Source organism: Brucella pituitosa (assembly GCF_003049685.1).
Classification (GTDB): domain Bacteria; phylum Pseudomonadota; class Alphaproteobacteria; order Rhizobiales; family Rhizobiaceae; genus Brucella; species Brucella pituitosa.
This window is the reverse complement of sequence record NZ_PYSY02000003.1, coordinates 413,103-437,784: the sequence shown is the minus strand read 5'-3', so window position 1 is coordinate 437,784 and position 24,682 is coordinate 413,103. Positions and strand designations below refer to the sequence as shown.

Below are 24,682 nucleotides of genomic sequence, written 5' to 3'. Positions count from 1 at the left end.
ATGGGATCTCCAGAGTTACCTTACTAAAGTCAAATAATCAGAGTTGTTCCGTTTTCTCGCGTGCGCCAAAAACCATAGAATTAAGATAGCGGTCTCGGGAGTCTTTTTGATTTGCGAATTTATGATTCTATATTTGAGAAAATTCCCTATATTTCAAAAGAGAACTTGTTAACTTTAGACACCTCTATACCACCTAAAACGCGATAAAAAAACCTATAAATAAAAAGGAAAACTGCAATTTGATACTTGAATTATCTCAGTGAAAGTTGTTTCATCAAGAAAATTTCGATCGCATACTCTCCTTTATCGACTGAGGGGTCAGATAACATGGGTTTGCTTGGAATATTAATGGGCCTCGCGCTTCTGATGTGGTTTGCGTACCGCGGATGGAGTGTACTTTTGCTCTCTCCAGTCGCTGCGTTACTTGCAGCGCTAATTTCCGGTGAACCACTTTTGGCTAACTGGACCTCGACCTTCATGACAGGCACTGCGAGTTTCGTGGCACGATGGTTTCCGCTCTTCCTGCTTGGTGGAATTTTCGGCAAGCTGATGGATGATAGTGGCTCCATCACCGCGATTGCACAGTATATGACTGAACGGCTCGGTGTGAAACGAACGATGCTATCTGTTGTCCTGGCATCAGCTGTTGTGACCTATGGTGGCGTCAGCGTATTCGTTGCCTTTTTCGTGCTGGTGCCTATGGCTCGCGAAATGTTCAAAGCAGCCAATATACCTGCGCGCCTTATGCCAGCTGCAATCGGACTGGGGGCCTTCACTTTTACCATGTCCGCGATGCCGGGAACACCGTCCACCAACAACGCAATACCGATGCCCTATTTCGGAACGACAACCTTCGCGGCACCCGGACTGGGGATAATCGCCTCTCTCATCACATTAGCTTTTGGCATGTGGTGGTTGCAACGCGCCGAAGCCAAGGCCAGAGCTGCCGGTGAAAATTACGTGGATGATGTCGGCGATATTGAAATTACAGAGAAAGCCAGGGAACAGTCGACCCTTTCAGGTGATTTCGATCCAGCTGAACTTGACAAGGGGGCTCGCACGGACCAACAGCCTCCGTTCTTTTTGGCCCTTCTTCCCTTGCTCGTTGTCATCTTTGTTAATTTTTTGATGGCGCTGATTATTCTTCCACGCATTGATTTTTCGTTTCTGGAGCAGCAACCGTGGGGCATCGATGTCTCATCGTCAATTGGATTATGGGCGGTTCTCATTGCTCTTGCTGCCGCTATAATCACATTGATCGCAGTTAATTTCAGTCGGCTTCGGGCTATCAGGGAGAGCCTCGACGCCGGCGCTAATTCTTCCGTACTACCAATCCTTACGATTGCAAGTCTTGTCGGGTTTGGAGCAGTTGTCGCGGCTATGCCTGCTTTTTCTTTAGTCCGGGATGCGGTTCTCGAAGTGCCCGGCGGGCCACTCGTTTCTCTGGTCGTTGCAATGAATGCACTTGCGGCACTCACTGGAACAGCTTCTGGTGGCATGGCCATCGCCCTCAATGCTCTGGGCGAGCAGTATATGCAACTTGCAGTCGAATACGGCATCAATCCCGAGCTTATGCACCGTCTGACGGTGATCAGTGCCGGGACGCTTGATGCCCTTCCTCATAACGGAACGGTACTTCTACTACTGCAAATTAGCAGACAAACACATTCTTCAAGTTATCTGGATATGGTCATGACTGTAATTGTCGGTGTGATCATATCTCTTGTTGCGGTCTTTGTGCTTGGATCGATGTTTGGTTCCTTCTGAGCATATTCAGATATAAAGGAAGCGAAAATGAAAAGATCTTTGGTTCTCGCTACTCTCGTCCTCGCTGTGACGGTGAGCCCGGCCTTCGCCCATCTCAATCCGGCCGAACACGGCTCTTTTGCTGCGGGCTTCTCACATCCTCTGTTTGGAGTCGATCACATCCTGGCGATGGTGGCAGTGGGTCTGTGGGCATCCATGTTGGGGGGAAGAGCGCTTATTCTTGTTCCCATGAGTTTTGTGGGAGTAATGCTATTGGGTTTCCTGGCAGCACTTGGCGGCATATCGTTGCCATTTGTGGAACCTGTCATTCTTGCATCTGTCATTGTACTGGGTCTTTTTGTAGCTACCGCGTTTCATGCCTCCACACTGACAGCAGCGCTTTTAGTGGGTTTCTTCGCCTTTTTCCACGGCTATGCCCATGGAGGTGAGATTGGTGGAGCAGCGTTCCTATCTTATGGTGCTGGGTTTGGGCTTGCTACAATACTATTGCACGCAGCCGGTATCGGAATCGGTATTGGAGCCGGCAGAGTACTAGCCGGTGGTCCTGGTCAGGTTGTGATGCGGATGGCAGGTGGCATAACTGCCCTTGCTGGACTCTATCTGATGGCAACTTGATGTGAAACCTGCTTGCCGAAACAACACACCCAGATTAAGCATCTGTAGAACATCAGGTTGATATGGATTTGCATAGATACGCCATGGGACATGGCATGATCCACCTCATGCGTCTTGTAAGTCCCAATCAACCGGTAGGAGCGTTCTCCTACTCGCGCGGACTAGAATGGGCTGTTCATGCTGGCATAGTTAAAGATAGAGAGAGCTGCGCGTGTTGGGTCTTTGGCCTGCTTGAACACAGTTTTGCAGCTCTCGATGGCCCCCTTTTCTTACGTATGATGCGCGCGCTGGAACAATACGATGAAACGGAATTCTTTCGATTAAATAATTGGTTGGCAGCAAGTCGAGAGAGCCGGGAAATCGAGCTGGAAGATCGCCGGATGGGCGAGTCTCTGTTAGCTATTCTCATTGAGCTCAATGTAGAGCGGGCTACAAATCTCTCTCCACAATGTCGTTTGACTTATCCCGCGGCTTTCGCGATCGCTGCAAATAACTGGAGTATAGCAACTCTCGATGCTCTGTGCGGCCTGATGTGGAGTGTGGTCGAGGGGCAAGTCACTGCCGCAATACGGTTGGTGCCCCTTGGCCATACAGCAGGTCAGAAAATCCTGATCGAAGCCTCCCTTTCAATCGAGCGCGCTATCGAAACAGCGTGTGGGCTTAGCGAAGAGGAGATTGGCAATACGGCACCATCATTGGCGATGGCCAGTGCATGGCATGAGACGCTCTATAGTCGACTATTCCGCTCCTAAACGGCGTTTCTCACGATATCGCTCGAGATTGTCTTCAGGGGTGGTCGCCTCCGCTGGCGCGACTGGTATCAGTACCTTAAAGGCCTGCTGACCAATCAGCATGATCCATGTTACGATGACAAATGTAGAGGTCAGGACCGGCATTCCAATCGGCTTCAGGAAAATGGCAATGGAAGCCCATAGCCACGTTGCGATGACAGAACCGAAGATCGCATAAAGGAAACTGCTCCAGTTGAAAACAAGGAAAAAGCCACCAAGCGCTATTGCCGTGAGAGCCGCATTATAACCAAAAAGCCCATCCCGTATGGCTCCTTCCGGGCCACCAAAAGCGGCGGCCACCAAGGCTCCAACCACAGCGCCCAGCAGCCCCATAAATGCGCTTATTCGGGAATTAACTGCTATGCCTACGAGAATGACGTAACCAGTAATCCAATTATCCTGGAAGAAAATCTGTCCGATAGAAGTTCCAATACCCATATACCAGGTTGGAAGCATATAAGGGACCGCATAAGAAAACTGCTCTGGCGAAACCGGCTTTGCCATAGGACCAGCCTCTATTGCATCAAATTTAAGAATTGCGAATAAAAATAGCCAGCCAACAAGCACGAAGGGCATTGTCAGAGGCGCGACCTTATGCTGACCGAGCAGCGTGGCCATGCTGGCAAAAGCCATCGTCGAAAAGGCGGCACCAAACACAAGATATACCGTCATAGCGGGTGACGGCAGCGCTCCACTGCGAAAATCCGCACTCGTGAAAGCGATCAGAGCGAGGGCAACTAAAGCGCCGTTAAATCCGAACAATCCATCCCGGATCAAACCTTTATCGGCCTTGAGAATAATTGCGGTCAGCGTACTGGCGACAACACCCAAAACACAGATTACCGCATAGATCCATGAGTTGATCAAAATAGCGAAGAGAATAACAAGGCCCGATAACGGATTGTTTTGAAACACGACCTGTCCGATTCCGCGCAGTACCGTGTCAAAGAAAGCCCAAAAAGGGCGATCCCGGAACGCATTGAGTTGCATAACCTTTTACCCTTCTTATTGTGAACCATCGTATTCGTGTATCAGGAGCCGTGTTGAGTTTAATTTCGCTTGCGACCTGCATCGTTTTTCTCAAAAGGCGAACAGGCTCCAATAAAATTGGACTTTTCCAGGAGTTGTCCGGGAAATTCAAAGCAGAAAATCTGCCATCCCCCATAGGATAAAGTGCGAATAGTTCAACATCGCTCCACTGAAGTAAACTGATGTCCGAACGCCCGTAAGGCCAGCAACATCAGGCACTTAACGTGTCGACTGTACTTACTCCAGATATTATACTCGCCTTATGTCTTGCTTCTGCCCGTAGTTTTTCGAGAGTAATTCGGTGCCATTGTGTATGCGTTTTAGAACAGGAAGTAACGTTGAGCCATCGGTAGAATGTCAGCCGGTTCGCAAGTGATCAACTCGCCATCCACCCGAACTTGATAGTTCTGAGGATCCACTTCCAGCTTGGGCGTAAGACCATTGTGGATCATGTCCTTCTTTCGTATGGTCCGGATACCCTTGACCGCAGCCAGTTGCTTGTTGAGTTTAAGTTTTTCACCAATACCATCGTTCAGCGCAGCCTGTGAAACGAATGTGACGCCTGTTGAACCAATTGCCCGGCCTAACACACCATACATTGGTCGATAGTGAACTGGTTGTGGAGTCGAAATTGATGCATTGGGATCGCCCATGGGCGCCATAGCAATCATGCCGCCTATCATCACGAGACTTGGCTTCACGCCGAAAAAATCCGGTTTCCATAGTACCAGATCGGCACGTTTTCCCTTTTCGATCGAACCGATTTCGTGCGCAAATCCGTGTGTAATAGCTGGATTGATCGTGTACTTGGCGATATAGCGCTTGGCTCGAAAATTATCGTTCCGACTGCTATCCAAGCCCAACGGCCCGCGCTGGACCTTCATTTTATGCGCGGTTTGCCAGCAGCGTAACGTTGTTTCGCCTATACGGCCCATTGCCTGAGAATCTGATGACATCATTGAGAACACCCCGAGATCATGAAGTATGTCCTCGGCCGCAATGGTTTCTCTTCTGATACGGGATTCTGCGAAAGCCACATCTTCCGGAATTTTAGAGCTTAGGTGATGGCAGACCATCAGCATATCCAGATGCTCATCCACGGTGTTGACCGTATAGGGACGGGTAGGGTTTGTGGAAGAGGGAAGTATATTTTCTTCACCCGCTGCTGTGATAATATCAGGTGCGTGCCCTCCACCAGCACCCTCTGTATGGAAGCTGTGAATAGTCCGGCCCTTCATCGCTGCAAAGGTGTCTTTTACAAAACCGCTTTCGTTAAGTGTATCGCTATGGAGAGCAACCTGAATGTCTTCTTCGTCAGCAACATTTAGACAATTATCTATCGCAGCCGGTGTTGTTCCCCAGTCCTCATGTAACTTCAGTCCAATCGCACCCGCACGAATCTGCTCATGAAGTGGCTCGGGCTTACTTGCATTCCCTTTACCCAACAACCCAACATTAATTGGCAAAGCTTCGACCGCTTCAAGCATCCGATGTATAGCCCATGGGCCAGCGGTAACCGTCGTAGCAAGGGTACCAACTGTAGGGCCTATTCCACCCCCGACCAGAGTTGTGGTGCCGCTCGCCAAAGCCTCTTCCGCCTGTTGTGGCGCAATGAAATGAATGTGAGTGTCAATGCCGCCTGCAGTGAGGATTTTCCCTTCTCCCGCGATAACATCGGTGCCCGGGCCTACAACAATATCTACGCCAGGCTGAATATCAGGGTTACCAGCTTTGCCAATACCCGAGATGCGTCCATTCTTAATGCCAACATCCGCTTTGATGATCCCCCAATAGTCAAGTATGATAACATTGGTAATGATCAGATCCGCAGTTTCAGCGGCTGGTCTTTGCCCCTGCCCCATACCGTCACGGATAACCTTACCTCCCCCAAAGGTCACTTCCTCGCCATAGATACAGCGATCCTCTTCAATCTCGATGATAAGTTCTGTATCCGCGAGACGCAGTCGGTCACCTGTTGTGGGGCCATAAAGCTCAGCATAGGCCTGTCTTGAGATCGTCCCCATCCGCTTCTCCTAGAGTTTGCCGTTGATCTTAGCATTAAACCCGTAGACTTCCCGTGCGCCGTCCAGAGCAACCAGTTCGACTTGCCGGTCTTGCCCCGGCTCAAAACGAACTGCCGTTCCCGCAGGTATATTAAGTCGAAACCCTCGGGACTGTTCCCGATCAAATACAAGCGCGTCATTGGTTTCGTAGAAATGGTAATGTGACCCAACCTGAATGGGCCTGTCGCCAGCGTTCTCAACCGTTAGATTTCGTGTTTCGCGACCACTATTGAGTTCAATCGATCCGTTCTCGATAAAATATTCGCCGGGTATCATCTTCACCCCCTAAGGAATTGGATTGTGCACGGTCACGAGCTTGGTGCCGTCTGGAAATGTCGCTTCCACCTGAATATCGTGTATCATCTCCGGCACGCCGTCCATCACATCGTCGCGTGTCAGCAATGTCGCGCCAAAGGACATAAGTTCAGCAACTGTTTTTCCGTCTCTTGCCCCCTCCAGTATCTCAGCAGAGATATAGGCCACAACTTCTGGATAGTTTAGTTTCAGCCCGCGGGCTTTCCGCCTTTCCGCGACAAGCGCTGCCGTAAAAATCAGGAGTTTGTCCTTTTCGCGTGGCAATAGTTCCATTCGCTCACCCTCTCGAAATCATTATGTTGCCCATATGCGCGGAGCAGCGGCCGACTTTCCCAGCCCGGCCTCCCGCAATATTTCCCAAACCCGTCTGAAGAATGCTTTCGCCTCTGACATGCGCCGCCCCAGATATCGACAGACAACAACGCGTTCTAGCTGAGAGATAGAGAATAGCCCTGCCGCCTTTTCACCAAGCGCTTCACGCACCCGATCAACAGCGCTTTCCTCTAACGGACCTGTATAGACCATCGTTCCCAATATTGGTTGCTCAGCAAGTCCGAATGAGGCATTGATAATGGCATCGCCTCCTGACAGACGAAACTGCTCAAACCATATCAGATGTTCATTTTTCAGTATTTTTGTGCATTGGTGAAATTGACCCGCTTTAAAAGTTTCGCCACAAGCCGGCCGACCAAAACTGATAAACTCCCACCCCAGATAAGTCGCATTTTCTGCCAGACTGATCGTGGTATTTATCGAGGCATTTGCACCATCAAAAATTATGGTTTCTTGTGGCAAGTACTCGCATATACCACCGGATTCGACATCAATTTCTGTCTTTAGAATACTACGGCCTTGGTTGCTTTTGTAAAACTTTGTTGCACCGGGTGTAGTAAGAACCGTGCGCGCATCAGGACCGAGAAAACACCGCACATTCAGTTGATCGCCACCCGCCACACCCCCAGGAGGGTGAAGAAGATAAACATGTGCTGCACCGTCTGTTTCGGGATAAAATGGGCGCTGCACAGCCAAAGGACCGACGTGCTGTCGTCGCATCAACCGTGTCGCATTGTGATTTTGCTCAAACCAAAGTTCAAGCTTGGCATGCCAACCTTCGACCATTAACAAATGCCACTTCAACGCTCGAGAAGAACTTCAATGCGCTAACGACGTCGAAAATAAATAGGCAATACAATATTTTTATCAGATTAACTCGACAAGATGATCTCGACAAGGTTAAATCTGTACTTGTGCCAATATATAATCACGAATAAATTCGGCTGTCATTATTTTTTGGAAATGATGGATATGCTGGTGCAAATTGCGACCGCGATCAGACATAATTCAAATGGGGGTCTCGAAAATGAGGTACTTGTGCAGGTCGTGAACACAAAGAGTCTTCAGACCATAGCTACGATTAATTTCGCTTTTACAAACCGGTGAATTGAGTTGTGCACCTGAGCCCCGGCGGACCAAGTTATTGCTTCAAACGCCAAATTCAACAACTTGCACATCATTTACCCGCACGTTACTCAAACGAGCGGCGCCGTTTAAAAGCCCTACATTTCAAGCGTTTTATAATTGGCAGTATATCTCGGGAACAAACCGTTCGTGCGCAGTTAATTGAGGAATCTGAAAATGGCATCACAGAATGGTCCACTACGGGTTGGAATAGGGGGGCCGGTTGGATCGGGTAAAACGACACTAACCGAAAGGCTCTGCAAAGCATTGCGCGATCGTTATTCGATCGCTGTCATAACCAATGACATATACACCAAGGAAGATGCGCTTATTCTTGTTCGCAAACAGGCTTTGTCTGAAGAGAGGATAATGGGCGTCGAGACTGGCGGCTGCCCTCACACAGCTATCAGGGAAGACGCGTCAATTAATCTTCAGGCAATTGCCGAGATGAACCGGAGAATCCCCGATCTCGATATCGTGTTCATTGAATCCGGCGGGGATAACCTCGCAGCAACGTTTTCTCCCGATCTGGCTGACCTGACCCTTTATGTCATTTCAGTCTGTCAGGGTGAAGAAATTCCTCGTAAGGGTGGTCCAGGCATCACCCGGTCAGATTTTCTTGTGATAAACAAAAGCGATCTCGCACCATATGTGAATGTTGATTTAGAGGTGATGCAAAAAGACACCGAGCGGATGCGAACAGGCCGGCCCTTCGCATTTACAGATCTCATTCGGGGCAAGGAACTCGATACAGTGATAGACTTCATTGTAGAGAATGGGGGGATCGCCAACTGAGTATACCTCAAAAGTCTGGTCTGCCATACCTAACGTGAGCTTAAACGATCAACCACCCGAGCCGGCAGGTGAAGAGCCAGAGAGGCCTGCTCAAACACCCCATGTCCGGCGGTTACGAATGTATCATCCAGGCCTGCATACTCGTCTGTAATGAGGCGGTGCAGGAGATGACCGGACCCGAGAATCTTAATCAGCGTACTGGAGCTTGCAAAAATAGTATGGCCGCCTCCGTCGACCTGGGAGGTGTCCAGGACCTGTATATTTTTGTTCTGCAATAATGCAATGTCAGCGCCACTACCGACACGGGCATCCCCCCCGGTCAACCGCCTAGATATATCAAGCGCCCGATCCCTGCGTGATACGATAATAGTGAACGGTTTTGGAAGTTGGGTAATGTCGGACAGCTGACTGCGAAATAAATCCGGATCGAGATCGGGTGCAGCAAGCAGTACCCCTGTGATGCGTTTGAGTACATCATTCCGTTTACTGATGGATAGAGTACGAAGGGCCTCCATGACAACAACTGCTCCCATAGAGTGCCCGACAATAATTATACCGGTGGTTTTTGTCCGCGATGCCAGATCAAGCGTTTCTGCCAATCCATTTCGAGCAATAAATGCACTATCTCTATCGTAAAGATACCGCGTGAAATTGCCTGCAGAAGCCCAGGAAAAGTGAATTGGCAACGATCCTATGTCATAATCGTGCACAATCTGTGCATTGCGGAAAAGCCCCTCGGCAAAGTTATTGTTGTATCCGTGAACAAAGATAAATAGTTCGCGTTGTGAGGGAGGTCGCCGAGATAGTCGGCTATTGATTTCGCTGATCATCGCTTGCCTGTTTGCAAGCTTAGAGTAGTTGGCAGCTGAGAAGTGTCGTCGTGGATCAGGTTTCGATGATGAAATTGCTACCCTTCCAGATTGATGTGTCAGCGGGATCGCAACATCAACGGTAGAAAAATTCACATCGTCCGATCGATCCCGTGAATATACGAGGTTTGAATCGTCAGAGCGGCTCCGTACCGTTGCAACCATAAGCGTAACAACGGGGTTCGATTGGGTATGGATCGTCGGTGTTGCGCCCAATCCCAGCACGGCCCTGGGACCAGCACAACCGATCAGCATCTGTAAAGCAAGAATGATCGCAAGTGTTAGCTTCATTCACTTCCTTGATATACACACCTGACGAGAAAGGACATGAGCTCGTCAAAACGCATTTACACGTTTTCAGAACGGCTCATCAATCGCTCCAATTAAAGGCTTTTCCTTAGGCGACTCAAAAAGCAAGATCATTTCTTTAAGCTTGCTCTGACTGGATTTTTAAAACCGAAGTTTCCACGGTCGCCAATCGTGCGCCGCACTGTATCGTTAGCGACGCCACCTTACCAAGCGCATATTCGTTATTCTTCCATCCCGAGCACGGACAGTGATATCATAAGTGCGCCCGACGCGGTTGCCTCGGTAAAGAAAATGGCTTCCTCTGCAATCTAAAGCTCGAACATTGTGGAAGCCACGCGCTCGCAGCAATCGCGTCCCCTGGTTACAATGAATTCTGTGACCATTGTTTATGCGCGCCCCTACTGCAGCCAACTGATGCTGGCTAAATGCCGGGGCAGGAACAGTCACTATTCCAGAAATAAATAACGCTGCAAACGTAAAAATAGTAGCAACGGAGCGTAGCATCATCAACTCCTATTACAACAGAACCTTTGAACAGCCATTTGGATCAAACAGCGTCTACCCATCGCCGAAGCCAATAGTTTCATGACCAAACCGAAATTACCAACTTATCTGTATTAGCGGCATGCTGCTTCATACACGCGACCGTGCCTATCACGATACCGACAATACTGAACGCCGTTACGTGTTTGCGCCACTCCGATCAATGTACCTGCTGCTGCGCCAATCGCTGCGCCAGTTAAGGCACCACGTGTATTGCCGCCGATAGCAGCACCAGCAAGTCCACCGATTGCTGCTCCGCCCACACCGTAACCGGCGGTCCTTTGTTCAGCTGTTGTGCAACCTGATGAGGCCATAGCAATAACCGAAACTGTCAGGGCACTATAGATAAGCGCTTTCATGGAATGTTCCTTCCCAACTTTTAGAGCGATTCTTGATCTGACTGAGACAGATCGGCGCTCTAATCACTCATTTGCATCCAAACTGTAGAGATCACCACTAGCATCGTGTTCACGATATAGCGTATTTATAACTTATTCTTTTATTTCACGAACATACTACAAGTCAGATTGATTTTGGAAATTCGCACCATAATAATTGCATAATAAAAAAATTAGCAACAACAAATTGTTATTACTCGTGGGAATCGACTTGAAGCATTCGTCTTAGAATGGCTTCCCGAAAGAGGACCAGTTCATTTTTTTGAAATAAAAGCAATTGGTTCACCAAACTGACAGTCGGGAATTTAACGATAAGGCTACACTACAATCGGAATGCGAGCAGGAAGATCATTTCGCCATTCAACAGCCGCCATTGAACCATACACGGGGGAACGTACGAATTTGCTTCGGCTTAATCGAGAGAACAGCGATAAGGGCCTCCGAAATTTCCATCAGCGCGTCAAAACAAACGGTTAGAGCCCAGCCTGATTCAATCTACAATGGGCGCGAGATCACGGTGACGCAGCCCTTCTTCGAGCTTCGATGAACATCCTTCACGGATTACTGCAGAATGCCTCTTCCCCTTTACATAAATTTGGACTTGTCTGCTGGACGTTCGGCATATATCTTAACGTAATGCCTGATCATTCATCCGGACCTTCTTCACTGCCTATACTCCCAATGGATCCGCTAAGCGAAGTCTTGCGCGACTTTCGCTTGAACGGTGTTAATTATGGCCGCTGCGAGCTTCGACATCCATGGAGCATCGCCTTTCCAAAGCAACCATTGCTTCGTTTTCACTTCGTCAGCCGGGGCCCATGCTGGATTCATACCGAAATGCAGGGCTGGCAAGAACTGCATGATGGTGATCTGGTGCTGCTGCCGCAGGGCATTGCCCATAAACTGGCCAGTGCGCCGGACATTTTGGGCGACTCGCTCGTAGACTGCCAAATAACCAAAGCGGAGAGCAAAGTCTGCGAAGTGGTGCGGGAAGGTACGGGCGCGACCAGCACCCTTTTCTGCGGCTCCATGAGCTTAGGCGCCTGCGCACTTAACCCATTGATCAGTTTGATGCCACCCATCATCAGGGGCTGCGACGTAGCAGGCAACGACCCTGTCATTGGCCCCTTGCTGGCAGCTATGACAGCAGAGACCGCACAACCACAGATGGGCAGTGCAACTATACTATCACGCATGGCAGACTTGCTGACAGCCCGGCTTATCCGTTGCTGGGTCAATTGCAACGGAGCTTCAACCACAGGCTGGTTGGCCGCCATCCGCGACCCTCATATCGGGCGTGTACTCGCTGCCATGCACAGAGATCCCGGTCATAACTGGACTTTGGAAAGCCTTGCCAGTCTGGCGGGCCAATCGCGCTCGGTTTTCGCAGAGCGTTTCAGCATGATATTGGGCGAAGGCGCTGCACGCTATCTCGCCCGTCTTCGTATGCAGCTTGCCCGGGAATTGTTAGGGCAAAACGGCATGTCGGTTGCCGAGGTTGCTACCCGTTTGGGCTATGAATCCGAGGCGTCCTTCTCTCGCGCGTTTAAACGCATCACAAATGTCTCTCCGGGCGTTGTACGTCGCACAGTTTCCGGACGAATAGATATGCAATTCGGATTTTAAGATACATATCATCCTGGATTGTTCGTTTATGAAGTTCTCCACACTTTGGAGATATTTCAATGACGGACACCACTCTACAACTTGATGATGCGGTAACAGAGCTTGATGCTGTGGCACCGGCAGCATGGAGCGCTTCAACCTGGTTCGCGGTTCTTTCAATGGCGGCTACCAGTTTTGCATTGGTATCAGCCGAATTCCTGCCTGCAGGCCTGTTGACGCCCATGGCGCGCGATCTGGGTATCAGCGAAGGGACCGCCGGACAGGTCGTAACCGCCACCGCTTCCGTTGGCGCGGTGACGGCGATGTTGAGCAATGTTCTCATAGGACGGTTGAACCGGAAGATCGTGCTGGTTGGTCTCAGCGCGCTTGCCATCGCTTCCAATATTCTTGCAGCGGTTGCAACCGATTTCTGGTTATTGTTGTTGGGCCGGGCCGGGCTGGGCATAGCTCTTAGTGCCTTCTGGGCGCTTTCAGTTGCCGTTGTAGCGAGGCTGGTTGGCACCAACGCGACTGGCCGGGGCATGGCCATTGTCACCCTTGGCGTCTCGCTCGCCACCATCGCCGCACCCTCGATGGGTGCGTTGATCAGCGACTGGCTGGGATGGCGTAGTGCAATGGCCATGACAGCGGGGTTGGCCGCACTTGCGATGTTGCTTCAATGGATTAGCCTGCCGACCCTGCCCGCAAGTACAAGCAACAGTCTCATCGACGTCCTTCGGTTGACACGGCGACGTGGTATTCAACTTGGGATGCTTGCTATTCTTTTGCTAATGACAGGGCATTTTGCCGGCTCCGTCTATGTGCGCCCTTTCCTCGAACAGGTAACGCTTCTTACGACCGGCCCGATCGCTCTGGCTTTGCTTGGCTTTGGTATCGCCGCTGTGATTGGCAATATGGCCGGGGGCCGCATGGCCGATACCAATATCCGTACGGCCCTCGTAACAACAGCTGCGTTGATGGCACTTGCCGCACTCGCTTTGGTACTCTGGGGCGCACATATTGGAGTTGCCTTCGGCTTTGCCACATTATGGGGGTTTGCCTTCGGCATGGCGCCGGTGGTGCTACCGACCAACCTGTCCCGTGCAGCACCTGACGCGCTGGAAGCAGCGGGCAGTCTGATGGTCACCTCTTTCCAGATTGCCATAACTATCGGCGCAGTTGTTGGCGGCTATGTCGTTGATACCTTTGGGGCAACCGCGCCCTTAACTCTTACGGCTGTTCTTGCAGCAGCAGCAGCTTTGCTGGCAATACTACAGCCCCGCAGCTAAATGAAATTCCTGCGGCGGACGCAGCCCCCAAATGGTTGAAGATGCGGTGAAAATCCGCCGCATCTTCAAGACATAACGCCTACCGGATCACTTCAGTATTCAAAGCCCGCATGATGTTTTCGAAATGGCGTTAGCCAACACATACAAAATTCAGGTCATTTTGCGGTGAACTGAGGGGCAGCCCACGATCAATGTTCTGATAAATTCTGATTCCGTTTGACCAGCAAGCCCTCCAAAAAAGTCCGAAATGCTCTAACAGCCCGCTTTGAAGTGGTTTCAGGTTCGCTTGAGTTAGCAATCCATTGCGCAGCACTGCTGCTTGCAGCATTAATAAGCCGTGCGGCTGCCTCCGTATCAATCTCGACAATGATTCCATCTTCACGCAATGCATTAAGGCTTTCGGCCACTGTTCTGATGCAGCCGCTGGCATTTGGCCATCCTGAAGGATCCCCAAATACCGCCGGGCCGTCACGAAACATGATCTGCTGGATCTCAGGTTCAAGTGCCATTTCAATATAAGCTGCATTTTCATCAACGAAACCTTGCCACGGATCGGTAGCGTTTTTAGAAATCGCACACAATCTTGTCGCCATCTCCAAATCAATTTCGTTGATAACGGCCTGCAGAAGGCCTTTCTTGTCGCCGAAGTGATGATAAAGGGCCCCCCGCGTTAGTCCGGCGGATGCTGTAAAATCATCCATCGATGCCTCTGCATATCCCACGGAACCAAAGGCCTTGCGGCCTGCAGCCACCAGTTTCGCCTTTGTTTCGACAACCATTTCGCTCCGCGGCTTACGCATAGTCTCTCCTTTATTCAGATACGCCGCGTATATTAGTTGACATACGCAGCGTATCAACTATGTAATTAACATACGTATCGTATGCAAGTTTCATATATCATCACTCAAAGGCTGCCCTGATGTCCAATCCGTACAGAGAAATTTTCAGCGCTCCGGGCGCTGTACGCTTTTCAACCGCGGCTTTCTTCGCGCGCCTGCCTTTTGCAATGGCCCCGGTGGGTATCGTCGCCATGCTCGCCCAAACCCATGGGGAATATTGGCTTGCAGGAGCAGTATCTGCCACATTTGCACTAACCAATGCATTTGTGGCACCACAGATATCACGGCTTGTCGACCGGTTCGGTCAAAGTCGTATCGTCATGCCCACGACCGTTATGTCGGTAATCGCATTTTCTTTTCTGATTATCGCCACAAATCAGAGTTGGCCGAACTGGACGTTATTTGTCTCGGCGCTCTTTGCCGGCTCCATGCCCAGTATCCCTGCGATGGTTCGGGCAAGATGGACAGAGATTTTCCGCAACCGCCCTGAGTTAAATACCGCATTTGCATTCGAATCTGCCGCGGATGAACTTGTGTATATTTCGGGAGCGTCTCTTTCTGTTGCATTGGCGGTGTCGCTGTTCCCGGAAGCCGGGATGCTTATCAGCACAGCCTTTCTGGCGGTGGGCACAACCGCCTTCCTTCTGCAACGATCAAGTGAACCTCCGGTTCGCGTGATCGATCACACGATCCCGCAACGCTCGGCAATCTGGTCGCGTCCAGTTCAGATTATTACGCTTGCCCTCATATTCGTTGGTTCTACATTTGCAACGGCAGAAGTTAGTGCCGTGGCAATCACCAGAGAACTAGGTCAACCCAAAGCAGCCAGCATCGTTATTGGTGTCTATGCCATCGGATCATTCATCGTCGGTATAACGCTCGGGGCACTCGCGCTTCGCATGCCTCTGCATCGCCAGTTGATGATTGCTGTAGGTGTCCTGGCTCTGACCGCCCTACCGCTGCCCTTTGCCGGAACATCGACCATGGTTCTTGCAACGGCCGTATTCGTCAGCGGCATCGCCATATCTCCGACATTCATAACGGCCTTTGGATTGATCGAACGTCGTGTTCCTGAAACTATGCTAACCGAAGGAATAACCTGGGTTATGACCGGCATTGGCATAGGAATGGCGTTTGGTGCTTTCGTTTCCGGGTTAGTAATCGACCGTTTTGGCGCAGCCAATGGGTTTTGGGTGTCAGTGCTGGCGAGCTTCATGGCAGCTATTATCATCGCGCTTGGCCAGGCCAGCCTCTCGGGCGCGAGCAGGAGCGCGAGCTATAACCCTTCTTGCGTGATTGAGCCCGGCGAATAAGGATCGCGCAGACGCCTTGTTTGGCTACAAGAATGAATAGGCGCTATTATTTATCTAAAGTCAGGCGCAGTGATGCGCTTGGCTCTCCCATCCAAAGCACCAGCGCGCGCCCTAACTTGCTAATCCTGAGCGGTCGTCATATCGCCCCATAACAAGTTGTGGACCAACCAATTACACTTCCTCCCGGACCTCCAGAATACGGTCGATGATACCCCATTCCAGTGCCTCTTCTGCCGTTAAAAACCGGTCACGGTCCATTCCTTGCTCAAATTCTTCATAGGAACGGCCACAATGCTCCGCGTAAAGCCGTGTCATGCGTTGTTTGATCTTCAGGGTTTCCTCGGCGTGGATCAGAATGTCGGAAGCCTGCCCCTGGAAGCCGCCGGAAGGCTGATGAATCAGGATACTGGCATTCGGCAATGCAGCTCTTCCATTTGGTTCACCCGCCATCAGCAAGAACGATCCCATCGAACGGGCGGTCCCCATGCAAAGCGTATGAACTGGCGCACGGATAAAACGCATGGTGTCGTAAACTGCCAAACCGCTTGTGACGACACCGCCCGGCGAATTAATATAGAGATTAATGGGTTTCCTCGGGTTCTCTGCCTCAAGGAAAAGTAGCTGTGCGCAAACCAGCGCAGAAACAGTGTCGTTGATCTCGCCGTTGAGGAAGATGATCCGCTCGCGCAGAAGGCGGGAGTAAATGTCGAATGACCTCTCGCCTCTGCTTGATTGTTCTACGACCATAGGGACGAGCTGCATCGCTTCGCGCATCGGCGAACTCCAATTTTTCTGGAATTAAAGTGAGGGTATGCCGCGTCAGGCGACGAGCATAAGGGACAAACGATTGTTGTTCGCGGCCTGCATCTCCGTCCGATCTAACCATGCGTCAGTCAGCTCATGAACAATCCGCAGACGGGTGCCACCGGTTGTATTCGGGACGATTGTGAACGTTACTGTGCTTTCAAGGAAAGGTGGGGCCTCATCGCGCATTCTATACCGAACCGCTTTACCCGGCGTGACGATCGCCGGTTCGCTATCGGTCAACGAGTCTTTCGGTAACCAGCTTTCCCGAAATTCCGGGATGCTGATCGCGCGCCAGACCTCGTGGGGCAATGCATCTAAATCGAATTCCAAGTCGATACCGGGGTTCTGCTGCTCGGCTTTATCATTTTTCATTGATCCATATCTTTGAGCAACACCTTGAGAGCTTCAATGCGCTGAGGCCAGAAGGCGTGATACTTCATCAACCATCGTGCAATAAGAGCCAACCCCTCAGGATCGACGTCGTAGTTTACATAACGACCCTGCCGTTCTTCCCTTACAAGCTTTGCGCCCCGCAGAACCGCGAGGTGTTGCGACATGGCCGGCTGGCTGATCTCTATACCCTCGCGCAAAGCGCTGGCGTTCAGGCTACCTCCAGCCAGCTTCTCAAAAATTGCGCGTCGGGTAGGATCCGCCAGTGCTCGGAATATATCATTTTCAATCATGTCAATACATAAGCAGATACTTATGCGATTCGCAAGCTGGTTTTGATGATTATTTCCAGCATTCCTGACAAGGCGAACCTTAGAGCCTGAATCATAATGAAAAGAACGATATCAGGTTCTTGCGATATGCCGCGTGAGGAAGCGGATATTTGCGATTTAAATCCACGCTTCGGACGAAGCGATGGTTTTCTCGAAGTCTTTGGCCAGTCTGCGACACCTTCCCAGCCATGCAAATGCGCGCTCGACAACCCACCTGCTTGGGAGCAGTTCAAAACCTTCAGCGTGATCAGACAGCTTGACGATTTCCAGTATAAACTTCCCGACCTTTTCTAACCTGTCTTTGAGCTTTGGTCCTGCGCGCCATTTTCGTATTCAGGCCCGTTTCGTCGATGAAAACGAGCCTTTCAGGATCAAGCTCAAGCTGGCTTTCAAACCACGCCTCACGCCTGCTCATAAGGCTTGGCTATTCCTGCTCCAATGCATGTGCGGTCTTTTTTGTAAGTAAAGCCACGCGCCCGTAGCCAAGTATTCAATATACTCCGCACAATCTGGAGGCCGCGCTCTTTAGCCAGACGGGCAACCATTTCGTTAAGCGTGATGTCTTTGCGCTCTTCAATCATACACAGATGAAATCTTCATGGGCACCAAGTCTTGAACCACGCCGCCTCCACGTCCGCCGTGCTTCCAATTCGCCATCGCATGGTCCTCGTCAAATATGATGACGCCATCAAAAGCATTTCCATTCCTGGTCAGGGCTTCATCGTTTCCCGTCTCTTGACCGAGCCAGTCGACAATCTGCCGAACGCGCGACTGCTTGCCCTCACGCTCATCAGTGCGCAGGGTTGCAAAGGTGCAAAACAGGATTCCCTCGTCGAGCTTAATAGGTTTGCCCTGCCGAAACCGCGACAGTGGCGTAACCAGGAGCTTTTCCTGTCCAAGTGCACTCCAGTCGCGTTGTGCATCCTCCAGCAGGGATTCTGATTTTGAAACCCACACATGTCGGCGACGGCCCTTGAGCCAATTATCGAGAATGATCCCTGCGGCCTGTCTGCCTTTGCCAGCGCCAGTTCCGTCACCCAGAAACCATCCTCGACGATAACGCACAGCGCCTTGCGTATCGGCGGAAACAGCTTTGAGATTGTCTAATGTGCTATCCACAGTCCAATGACCAGAAAGATAACCGGAATGGGCATCGCCAGCATAGATCACGCTTTCAAGCTGGGCATCCGATAAAATCCCCTCTGTCACGACACGTTTTGGCAGATGTGGGCGATAACTAGGCTTTGGTGGTGCAACGGACGCCATCGCGACAGACTCGACCAGCTTGTCCGGGTGAGGTTTCGCATCCGGGATGTGTATTGCCTGTAGCTGATAAGGCTCATAAATGCCGTCGGCGACATCAACATGCGCTACCAGTGCGGTATCGCGCAATTCATAGGACAATTGTACGGTTTCGTCATTCGAGCGGACGATCGGAGCGGACTGTGGCCGGGATATGCGAGCAGATGGCGATGATCGTTGTCCAGAAGTGGTAACCGTAGCAGGTCGGAAAGCCTCTGCCGCCTTGCGCACGGCCCTCTTCGCTGCACAAGCACTCAGGTTTCCATTCGAAAGGGCGCCGATGGAGTTCGGCGCGGTTGAAAGCGAACGGGGCGGAATATCCGATATCCACGAAAACAGGGTTTCCAGATCAAGTGCAGTTCCATGTGTTGCAACAAGTTTTGCCGGATCATCGGCCGCGATCTTGTCAATCACCGTCAACCGCGTCTCCATCGTCGTGCCATGTCGGGCATAGACCGAGCCGTCAATTGCAGCACTGAACAAGACCGTTCCCTGCTGTTGCAAGCGAATGAAAGCATCACGCCATTTTTGATTGTCTGGAGAAAGGCTGGAACCGGTAATTGCGACCAGGCGGCCGCCGGGACCAAGACGTGCAAAAGCCGATGCAAGGTGACGCCAAGCGGCACTGGCCAATCGGCCATCGACATGAATGCCTGCTGAAAACGGCGGGTTCATCAGCACGACCGTCGGGCGGACCGAGCGATCAAGATAATCATCAATATGGGCGGCGTCATGCTGCGTAACCGAAGAACCCGAAAACAACTTTTCCAGCAATGCGTGGCGAACCGGCGCATATTCATTGACGCTGAGATGCGCACTGGCCAGTTCCGCGAAAATCGCCATCAGACCCGTTCCCGCTGATGGCTCCAGAACGGTATCATCTATCATGATGCCCGCCGCCCGTGCGGTCACATAGGCAAGCGGAACAGGTGTCGAAAACTGTTGTAGTTTCTGGCTTTCTTCAGACCGTCGCGTATGGGTCGTGATCAGGCCTGCGATCCTCGTTAGCATAGCCAGCACCGTCTGTGGTGCTTTCTTATCCGAGCAGATCATCCCACCAAACTTGCGTAGAAACAGGACCTGCGCGACTTCCGTGGTTTCATAGGCATCCTTCCAAGTCCAGAAGCCTTCCGCATCCGATCCGCCAAAACTATTTGTCAGGACGTCTCGCAGTTCCGTTGATCCGATTTTCTGACCATGTTCAAGAAAAGGCAAAAGTGCATGGCCAGCATGGAGAATTTTATCAGCCCGGCCGGACTGATCAGTAGTTACAGTCCGGTGCGCCACCGCGTTCACAGCGGATGAAGAGATCGCGTTCATGGGAAATCCTATCGAGAGCCAATAAGGACCGGCCAAGCCGGGTGCTCTCAAGACCCGGCAAGCCACCCCTTCCCGGCCCTTCTCTCCCTCCAAAGCGACCCTACATAGAACATGGTGAACGTTCGGACTTGAGTTTCAGATATCCCTAAACCAGTACGCCTGATAAGTGCCGCATCTGTTAGAAAAATGCGCATGAAGCGATTGATGTTCGACTTCATGACCGCTTTGCGCTTTATTTCTGACGATCCCAAAAGCCGCAGGTGGTCCTAAAAGCCGCAATTTGGTTTATTTGAGCTGATCGTCCTGCCTTGGTTATAAATGGACTTGCATATTTCGGGCTGACCGCGCTTGTAAGCAGTCCTGAATAGCTGCCAATCCCCGTATGAGCCCGTCGAAGGATTTGCTCAGCCCTTTCGACTCACTATCCTGAAACGCGGTGACGAACCGGGCGACGTCGGAGCCTATCGATTAGGCGTCGGAATTACCTGCGAATGACTTGTCGCGAAGGCGCGCATCCTGCACGAATTTGCGTTTTCGACCGGAGTCGAGGCCGATAGTTCTTCGTAACTTCTACGTAATTTTCGGCAGCCATACGTCGCAGTCTCGGTGCTTATCAACGGTCGACGGACGGCCGTGGTGGCAATGGATCGAAAGGACAGGCATGAAAAAGATCATTTCAGGCGTACTCGTTTGCTTGACGCTGACAGCGTGCAGCCAGACGGAAAAGGGCGCCGGCATTGGTGCTGCGGGCGGCGCTATCATTGGTGGGCTGGCAAGCGGCACCTGGGAAGGCGCTGCAGTGGGAGCCGCCGCAGGTGGCGCGGGCGGGGCCGTGGTAGGAAACATCAGAGAACGTAACAACAGAAACAGCCGCGACCGCTGGGAACAACGGGACCGCCGGAACTACGACTGCAGATACAGGGATAATTACGGCCGCTGCCGATAAAGATTGCGGCCTGGGTGGCGCACCTCAAAGGCGGGATGGATACCGGACGGGCTTCAGTTTCTCCAGTCTCCACGTCCACTGCGGTTTCATGATGTCCAGCAACCTGAGGATCAGGACGTCACGACCGTCGAGTTTACCTGAACCAGAGACGTCGTTTTGCTGTAAAGACTATCGGGAATGATAGTTCGAGACTTGACCGATTAGGCGACTATGAAACTTCTACTTATCGAAGACGATCCAGAAATGACGGATGCGTTGAGAACGGCCCTCTCGCAGCATGGCATCGTTCTTGACGCCGTTGGTGATCTGGCGACGGCGCGGGAAGCAATCGCTATGGCGGATTACGATATCGTCCTGATCGATCGGCAACTGCCGGATGGTGATGGCAGTACTTTTCTCGCCGATTTGCGTCGCGCGGGTTCAAATACGCGATCAATCATCATCTCCGCTCTGAGGTCGACCGACGAGCGAATTTCTGGCCTCAATGACGGTGCTGATGACTATTTGCCCAAACCGTTCGAAATTCCAGAGCTGATTGCCAGAATGAGCGCAGTGCTGAGGCGCGCGCCGACAACCAGCCTATCCGTCTTGTCAGCAGGAAATGTTACCTATGATCGCGTTTCATGCGATGTGTATGTCAACGGTTTCCGGGTTTCACTCACTCGCCGGGAGTTGCTCATCATGGAAACGCTTCTAAGAAACCGCGGTCGCACCGTGTTGCGCTCGTCCCTAGAAGGTCAGGTCTATTCCTTTGATGATGAGATTCAGTCGAACTCACTGGAGTCCAATATGTCTCGACTGCGCCGAAAGCTTAGCGAAGCGGAGGCCGACATCGTCATCAAGAACATTCGCGGCATAGGCTACTATCTTCATGAGCAGAAATAAGATGTCCAGCACATCTCTTCGCTGGAGATTCACTCTTGGTTTTATTGTGCTGCAGCTCTGCGCAGTCATCGTCTCACTCGGCTTGGTTTTCTATCTCCTTTCCGGCATCAAACCCGATGTGGCGATTACATCCATCTGGCTGTCCCAAGAAATTGCCGATTCAATCGATCTTGGTCCGGATGGTCGGGCCCGTCTTGAGCCGACAGACAAACTGAAAGAGATGATAAAGGACGCGCCTGACTTGTGGTTTGTGGCAGACTTGGGCGATGGCGGCGTCCTCTCACACGGAGCAACTCCACAGGTCATTACCAGCAATATATCGTTTCTGAAGACATTTAGAAATGTCGAGCTTCATGGCAATCTGGATGATCCACTTAGCGTTGCCCGAATGGAACGTTTCGACACCCAAGCTGGTGAGGCGACGATTTTTGCTGGCGGTGTTTCGATGTCCCAATATGGTGTGACCGTGCTGTTGGGGAACCTTGCCATCGGCGTGCCGGCACTGATCCTCATCGCCATTTCCCTTATTGGCGTTCCGTTTGTGACACGCTGGGCGCTGCGGTCCTTCCGCGATCTGACCGAGCGTCTCGACAGGATTGATCTCGACACACGAGGTGCCCTGGTGCAAGAGCATGGCTTACCCAATGAGGTGCTTCGCCTGGTTCGCGACATTAACAGAGCGTTGCGTCGTCTAGACAGCGGCTTCGAGACGACGGAACGTTTCTTTGTTAACGCCGCGCATGAACTTCGAACGCCGATCGCTATTTTGCAAGTGAGAATTGATACCCTTTCACCAAGTGCGGACAAGACGCACCTGCAGATGGCCAACAAGCGACTTACAGCGATCGCCAACCAGCTTCTCGAGACAGAGAAGTACCGGCAGAAGCCTCAGCAGAATGCACCTGTCAATCTCAACAGCGTTGTGTCTAAGGTGATCGCCGACCTTGCTCCCCTGGCCATCGCCGAAGGCTACGAGATTTCATTCGACAGCAACACGGAAGACCTGTTCGTTCGTGGTGACGCTGAGGCTTTGGAGCGCGCATTCATCAACTTGGTGCGCAATGCGATCCAGTACGGAGGAGGAAAAGGACAGATATCCGTCGGTATCGAGGTTGACGGCAGCGTGACGATAGCCGATCAGGGCTGCGGAATTGCCGTCGATAAGCAATCTCGCATATTCGAACCGTTCTACCGGGTCAGCCCTCATGGCTCCGGAGCAGGCCTGGGGCTCAGCATGGTCGACGAGATATTGACCCGTCACCGCGGCTACATTGAGCTTTCGTCTGCTCCAGGCAAGGGCAGTACATTTGCTGTACGCTGGCGCGAGAGGAGCGTTTTCCGGCAGCCGTAGAGCCGGTCGCTTGCGCTAAACGGATTAGACGCGGCGAGGACCAACGCCACTTTTTCAAACGCCTTTTGGCAGCAACAATCCCGCCCCCGTAATGTTGGTGCAATTTTCGTGACAGAGAAAGCCCGCAATTTTTAATAGCACGGACCAAGGCTTAATGACACGATACATTACCCGCAAGCGTCTGATCCTGGCAGCGGCGACCCTTGTCGGTTTGCTGGTCGTCTGGCACCTATTTCTGCGGCCACCGGCGAAGCCTGAACTGGTGACGGCGCAAGCGAAAAAAGGCGACATTGAAGAGGTCGTGCTGGCGACCGGGGTTCTCGAACCGCTCGAGCTGGTGCGCGTCGGCGCCCAGGCCTCGGGTCGCGTTGAGCGCCTGGCCGTCGAGATCGGTGACGTCGTCGAGGCTGGCCAGTTGGTGGCCGAGATCGATTCACAGACCCGTCGCAACACCTTGCGGGACCGGGAGTCTGCCCTGGCCAACATCCGCGCCCTCCGTACCGCACGTATAGCCGGTCTGGTGAAAGCCGAAAAGGATTTCGAGCGCCAGCGTGAGCTGCTGGCAGGCGGTTCGACGCCACGCGCCCAGCATGACGCGGCTGTCGCCATGCTAGACAGTGAGCGGGCGCAGGTCCAGTCGCTGGACGCACAGATCAGCCAGGCGCAGGTCGCGTTGGAGTCTGCGGGTATAGAACTGGGCTATACCCGCATCACCGCCCCCATCGCCGGCACCGTGGTGGCGATCGTCACCGAAGAAGGTCAGACCGTGAATGCCCTGCAGACCGCGCCGACCATCGTCATGATCGCACGATTGGACACAATGACGGTGCGTGCGGATATTTCCGAGGCTGACGTCGTGCGCGTAAGGCCGGGCCTGCCGGCCTGGTTCAGCATTCTTGGCGACCCGAAGCGGCGTTTCGATGGAGAGTTGCGCCAGGTTGAACCAGCCCCCGCCTCCATCGCCAACGAAGGCAACGCCGGCGCGAGCGGGATTGGCGGAACCAACGGCGCTGTCTATTACACCGGACTGATCGACGTCGCGAACGCGGACGGGGTTCTGCGGCCCTCCATGACAGCGCAGGTATCTATTGTTCTGAGCCGCGTCAGCGACGCCGTACTGGTTCCCCTGAGTGCAGTGGAAGGCGCGCCGCAGGTCGGCGACACGGCGCGCATCCGGGTACTCGACGCGGCGAGCGAGGTGCAGATGCGGGAGGTGCAGGTCGGCATCGACAACGGCGCAAATATCCAGATCCTGAGCGGTCTGCAGGCAGGCGAGATCATCGTCATGGGAGCATCCACAGACGAACGTGCAGATGGCCAGGCTCAGCTGGCCGCGGCGCAGCGGTAAGGC

General features: G+C 52.1%; 22 protein-coding genes and 3 pseudogenes. 11 read left to right on the top strand and 14 right to left on the bottom strand.

Annotated features, from left to right (window positions below; genetic code table 11):
- The first annotated feature begins 327 nt into the window (after positions 1-327).
- The 3 genes from C9380_RS22395 (at position 328) to C9380_RS22385 (ending at position 3,134) form a co-directional block, all read left to right on the top strand.
- A complete protein-coding gene (locus C9380_RS22395; protein ID WP_105706972.1) occupies positions 328-1,767 on the top strand; it encodes a GntP family permease in 1,440 nt (479 codons plus the stop codon).
- A 27-nt stretch (positions 1,768-1,794) separates the two neighbouring features.
- Complete coding sequence (locus tag C9380_RS22390) at positions 1,795-2,382, top strand: HupE/UreJ family protein (RefSeq protein ID WP_105706970.1); 588 nt, start codon at positions 1,795-1,797, stop codon at positions 2,380-2,382.
- Positions 2,383-2,477: 95 nt separating this feature from the next.
- Positions 2,478-3,134, top strand: a complete 657-nt coding sequence (locus tag C9380_RS22385) for an urease accessory protein UreF (RefSeq protein WP_345772266.1) — start codon at positions 2,478-2,480, stop codon at positions 3,132-3,134.
- On the opposite strand, the gene C9380_RS22380 is transcribed toward C9380_RS22385, so the two are convergent.
- The 5 genes from C9380_RS22380 to C9380_RS22360 all read right to left on the bottom strand — a co-directional run bounded on the left by C9380_RS22380 (position 3,120) and on the right by C9380_RS22360 (position 7,699).
- Positions 3,120-4,163: an urea transporter gene (locus tag C9380_RS22380; RefSeq protein ID WP_128094731.1), complete on the bottom strand. Its 1,044-nt coding sequence runs from the start codon at positions 4,161-4,163 to the stop codon at positions 3,120-3,122. The genes C9380_RS22385 and C9380_RS22380 overlap by 15 nt on opposite strands.
- A 359-nt stretch (positions 4,164-4,522) precedes the next feature.
- Positions 4,523-6,226 (bottom strand): urease subunit alpha, encoded by a 1,704-nt coding sequence (gene ureC, locus C9380_RS22375; protein WP_105535012.1) that lies wholly within the window; start codon positions 6,224-6,226, stop codon positions 4,523-4,525.
- Positions 6,227-6,235: 9 nt separating this feature from the next.
- Positions 6,236-6,541 (bottom strand): urease subunit beta, encoded by a 306-nt coding sequence (locus C9380_RS22370; protein ID WP_105535011.1) that lies wholly within the window; start codon positions 6,539-6,541, stop codon positions 6,236-6,238.
- Between the two features lie 9 nt (positions 6,542-6,550).
- Positions 6,551-6,853 (bottom strand): urease subunit gamma, encoded by a 303-nt coding sequence (gene ureA / locus C9380_RS22365; protein WP_100557943.1) that lies wholly within the window; start codon positions 6,851-6,853, stop codon positions 6,551-6,553.
- Positions 6,854-6,874: 21 nt separating this feature from the next.
- Positions 6,875-7,699, bottom strand: coding sequence for an urease accessory protein UreD (locus C9380_RS22360; RefSeq protein WP_128094730.1), 825 nt, complete (start codon positions 7,697-7,699; stop codon positions 6,875-6,877).
- A 516-nt stretch (positions 7,700-8,215) separates the two neighbouring features.
- On the opposite strand from C9380_RS22360, the gene ureG reads away from it, so the two are divergent.
- Positions 8,216-8,833, top strand: coding sequence for an urease accessory protein UreG (ureG, locus tag C9380_RS22355; RefSeq protein WP_128094729.1), 618 nt, complete (start codon positions 8,216-8,218; stop codon positions 8,831-8,833).
- Between the two features lie 29 nt (positions 8,834-8,862).
- Here the strand turns inward: ureG and C9380_RS22350 are convergent, their stop codons facing one another.
- Positions 8,863-9,993 carry an alpha/beta hydrolase gene (locus C9380_RS22350; protein ID WP_105535007.1) on the bottom strand — a complete coding sequence of 377 codons (1,131 nt, stop codon included), beginning with the start codon at positions 9,991-9,993 and terminating at the stop codon, positions 8,863-8,865.
- Between the two features lie 635 nt (positions 9,994-10,628).
- Positions 10,629-10,913: a YMGG-like glycine zipper-containing protein gene (locus C9380_RS22340; RefSeq protein ID WP_105535006.1), complete on the bottom strand. Its 285-nt coding sequence runs from the start codon at positions 10,911-10,913 to the stop codon at positions 10,629-10,631.
- A gap of 675 nt (positions 10,914-11,588) precedes the next feature.
- Between C9380_RS22340 and C9380_RS22335 the strand changes: the two genes are divergently transcribed.
- Both C9380_RS22335 and C9380_RS22330 read left to right on the top strand, forming a co-directional pair.
- Entirely contained in the window at positions 11,589-12,578 is a 990-nt protein-coding gene (locus C9380_RS22335) for an AraC family transcriptional regulator (protein WP_128094728.1), read from the top strand.
- Between the two features lie 59 nt (positions 12,579-12,637).
- A complete protein-coding gene (locus C9380_RS22330; RefSeq protein ID WP_128094727.1) occupies positions 12,638-13,846 on the top strand; it encodes an MFS transporter in 1,209 nt (402 codons plus the stop codon).
- 188 nt (positions 13,847-14,034) lie between these two features.
- Here C9380_RS22330 and C9380_RS22325 read toward each other — a convergent pair whose 3' ends face one another.
- Positions 14,035-14,646: a TetR/AcrR family transcriptional regulator gene (locus C9380_RS22325; RefSeq protein ID WP_128094726.1), complete on the bottom strand. Its 612-nt coding sequence runs from the start codon at positions 14,644-14,646 to the stop codon at positions 14,035-14,037.
- 119 nt (positions 14,647-14,765) lie between these two features.
- On the opposite strand from C9380_RS22325, the gene C9380_RS22320 reads away from it, so the two are divergent.
- Positions 14,766-15,998 carry an MFS transporter gene (locus C9380_RS22320; protein ID WP_128094725.1) on the top strand — a complete coding sequence of 411 codons (1,233 nt, stop codon included), beginning with the start codon at positions 14,766-14,768 and terminating at the stop codon, positions 15,996-15,998.
- Between the two features lie 171 nt (positions 15,999-16,169).
- Here C9380_RS22320 and C9380_RS22315 read toward each other — a convergent pair whose 3' ends face one another.
- From C9380_RS22315 to C9380_RS22290, 6 genes and pseudogenes are all read right to left on the bottom strand, one after another.
- Positions 16,170-16,772: an ATP-dependent Clp protease proteolytic subunit gene (locus C9380_RS22315; protein WP_128094724.1), complete on the bottom strand. Its 603-nt coding sequence runs from the start codon at positions 16,770-16,772 to the stop codon at positions 16,170-16,172.
- Between the two features lie 45 nt (positions 16,773-16,817).
- The gene (locus C9380_RS22310) at positions 16,818-17,177 is read right to left on the bottom strand and encodes an SRPBCC family protein (protein ID WP_128094723.1); all 360 of its coding nucleotides are present in this window, start codon (positions 17,175-17,177) and stop codon (positions 16,818-16,820) included.
- Positions 17,174-17,506, bottom strand: coding sequence for an ArsR/SmtB family transcription factor (locus C9380_RS22305; protein ID WP_128094722.1), 333 nt, complete (start codon positions 17,504-17,506; stop codon positions 17,174-17,176). Before C9380_RS22305 ends, C9380_RS22310 begins: the two co-directional genes overlap by 4 nt.
- Before the next feature lie 138 nt (positions 17,507-17,644).
- Positions 17,645-17,845, bottom strand: a pseudogene (locus C9380_RS22300) (transposase); the annotation flags it as partial.
- Positions 17,844-18,155, bottom strand: a pseudogene (locus tag C9380_RS27750) (IS630 family transposase); the annotation flags it as partial. The pseudogenes C9380_RS27750 and C9380_RS22300, both read right to left, overlap by 2 nt.
- Positions 18,128-20,149: pseudogene (locus tag C9380_RS22290) on the bottom strand (strawberry notch-like NTP hydrolase domain-containing protein); the annotation flags it as partial. The pseudogenes C9380_RS27750 and C9380_RS22290, both read right to left, overlap by 28 nt.
- A 661-nt stretch (positions 20,150-20,810) precedes the next feature.
- On the opposite strand from C9380_RS22290, the gene C9380_RS22285 reads away from it, so the two are divergent.
- The 4 genes from C9380_RS22285 to C9380_RS22270 all read left to right on the top strand — a co-directional run bounded on the left by C9380_RS22285 (position 20,811) and on the right by C9380_RS22270 (position 24,679).
- A complete protein-coding gene (locus C9380_RS22285; protein ID WP_128094653.1) occupies positions 20,811-21,095 on the top strand; it encodes a YMGG-like glycine zipper-containing protein in 285 nt (94 codons plus the stop codon).
- 210 nt (positions 21,096-21,305) lie between these two features.
- Positions 21,306-21,980, top strand: coding sequence for a response regulator transcription factor (locus C9380_RS22280; protein WP_111786027.1), 675 nt, complete (start codon positions 21,306-21,308; stop codon positions 21,978-21,980).
- Between the two features lies 1 nt (position 21,981).
- Positions 21,982-23,331, top strand: coding sequence for a sensor histidine kinase (locus C9380_RS22275; protein ID WP_128094719.1), 1,350 nt, complete (start codon positions 21,982-21,984; stop codon positions 23,329-23,331).
- Positions 23,332-23,485: 154 nt separating this feature from the next.
- A complete protein-coding gene (locus C9380_RS22270) occupies positions 23,486-24,679 on the top strand; it encodes an efflux RND transporter periplasmic adaptor subunit (protein ID WP_128094718.1) in 1,194 nt (397 codons plus the stop codon).
- Positions 24,680-24,682: the final 3 nt, after the last annotated feature.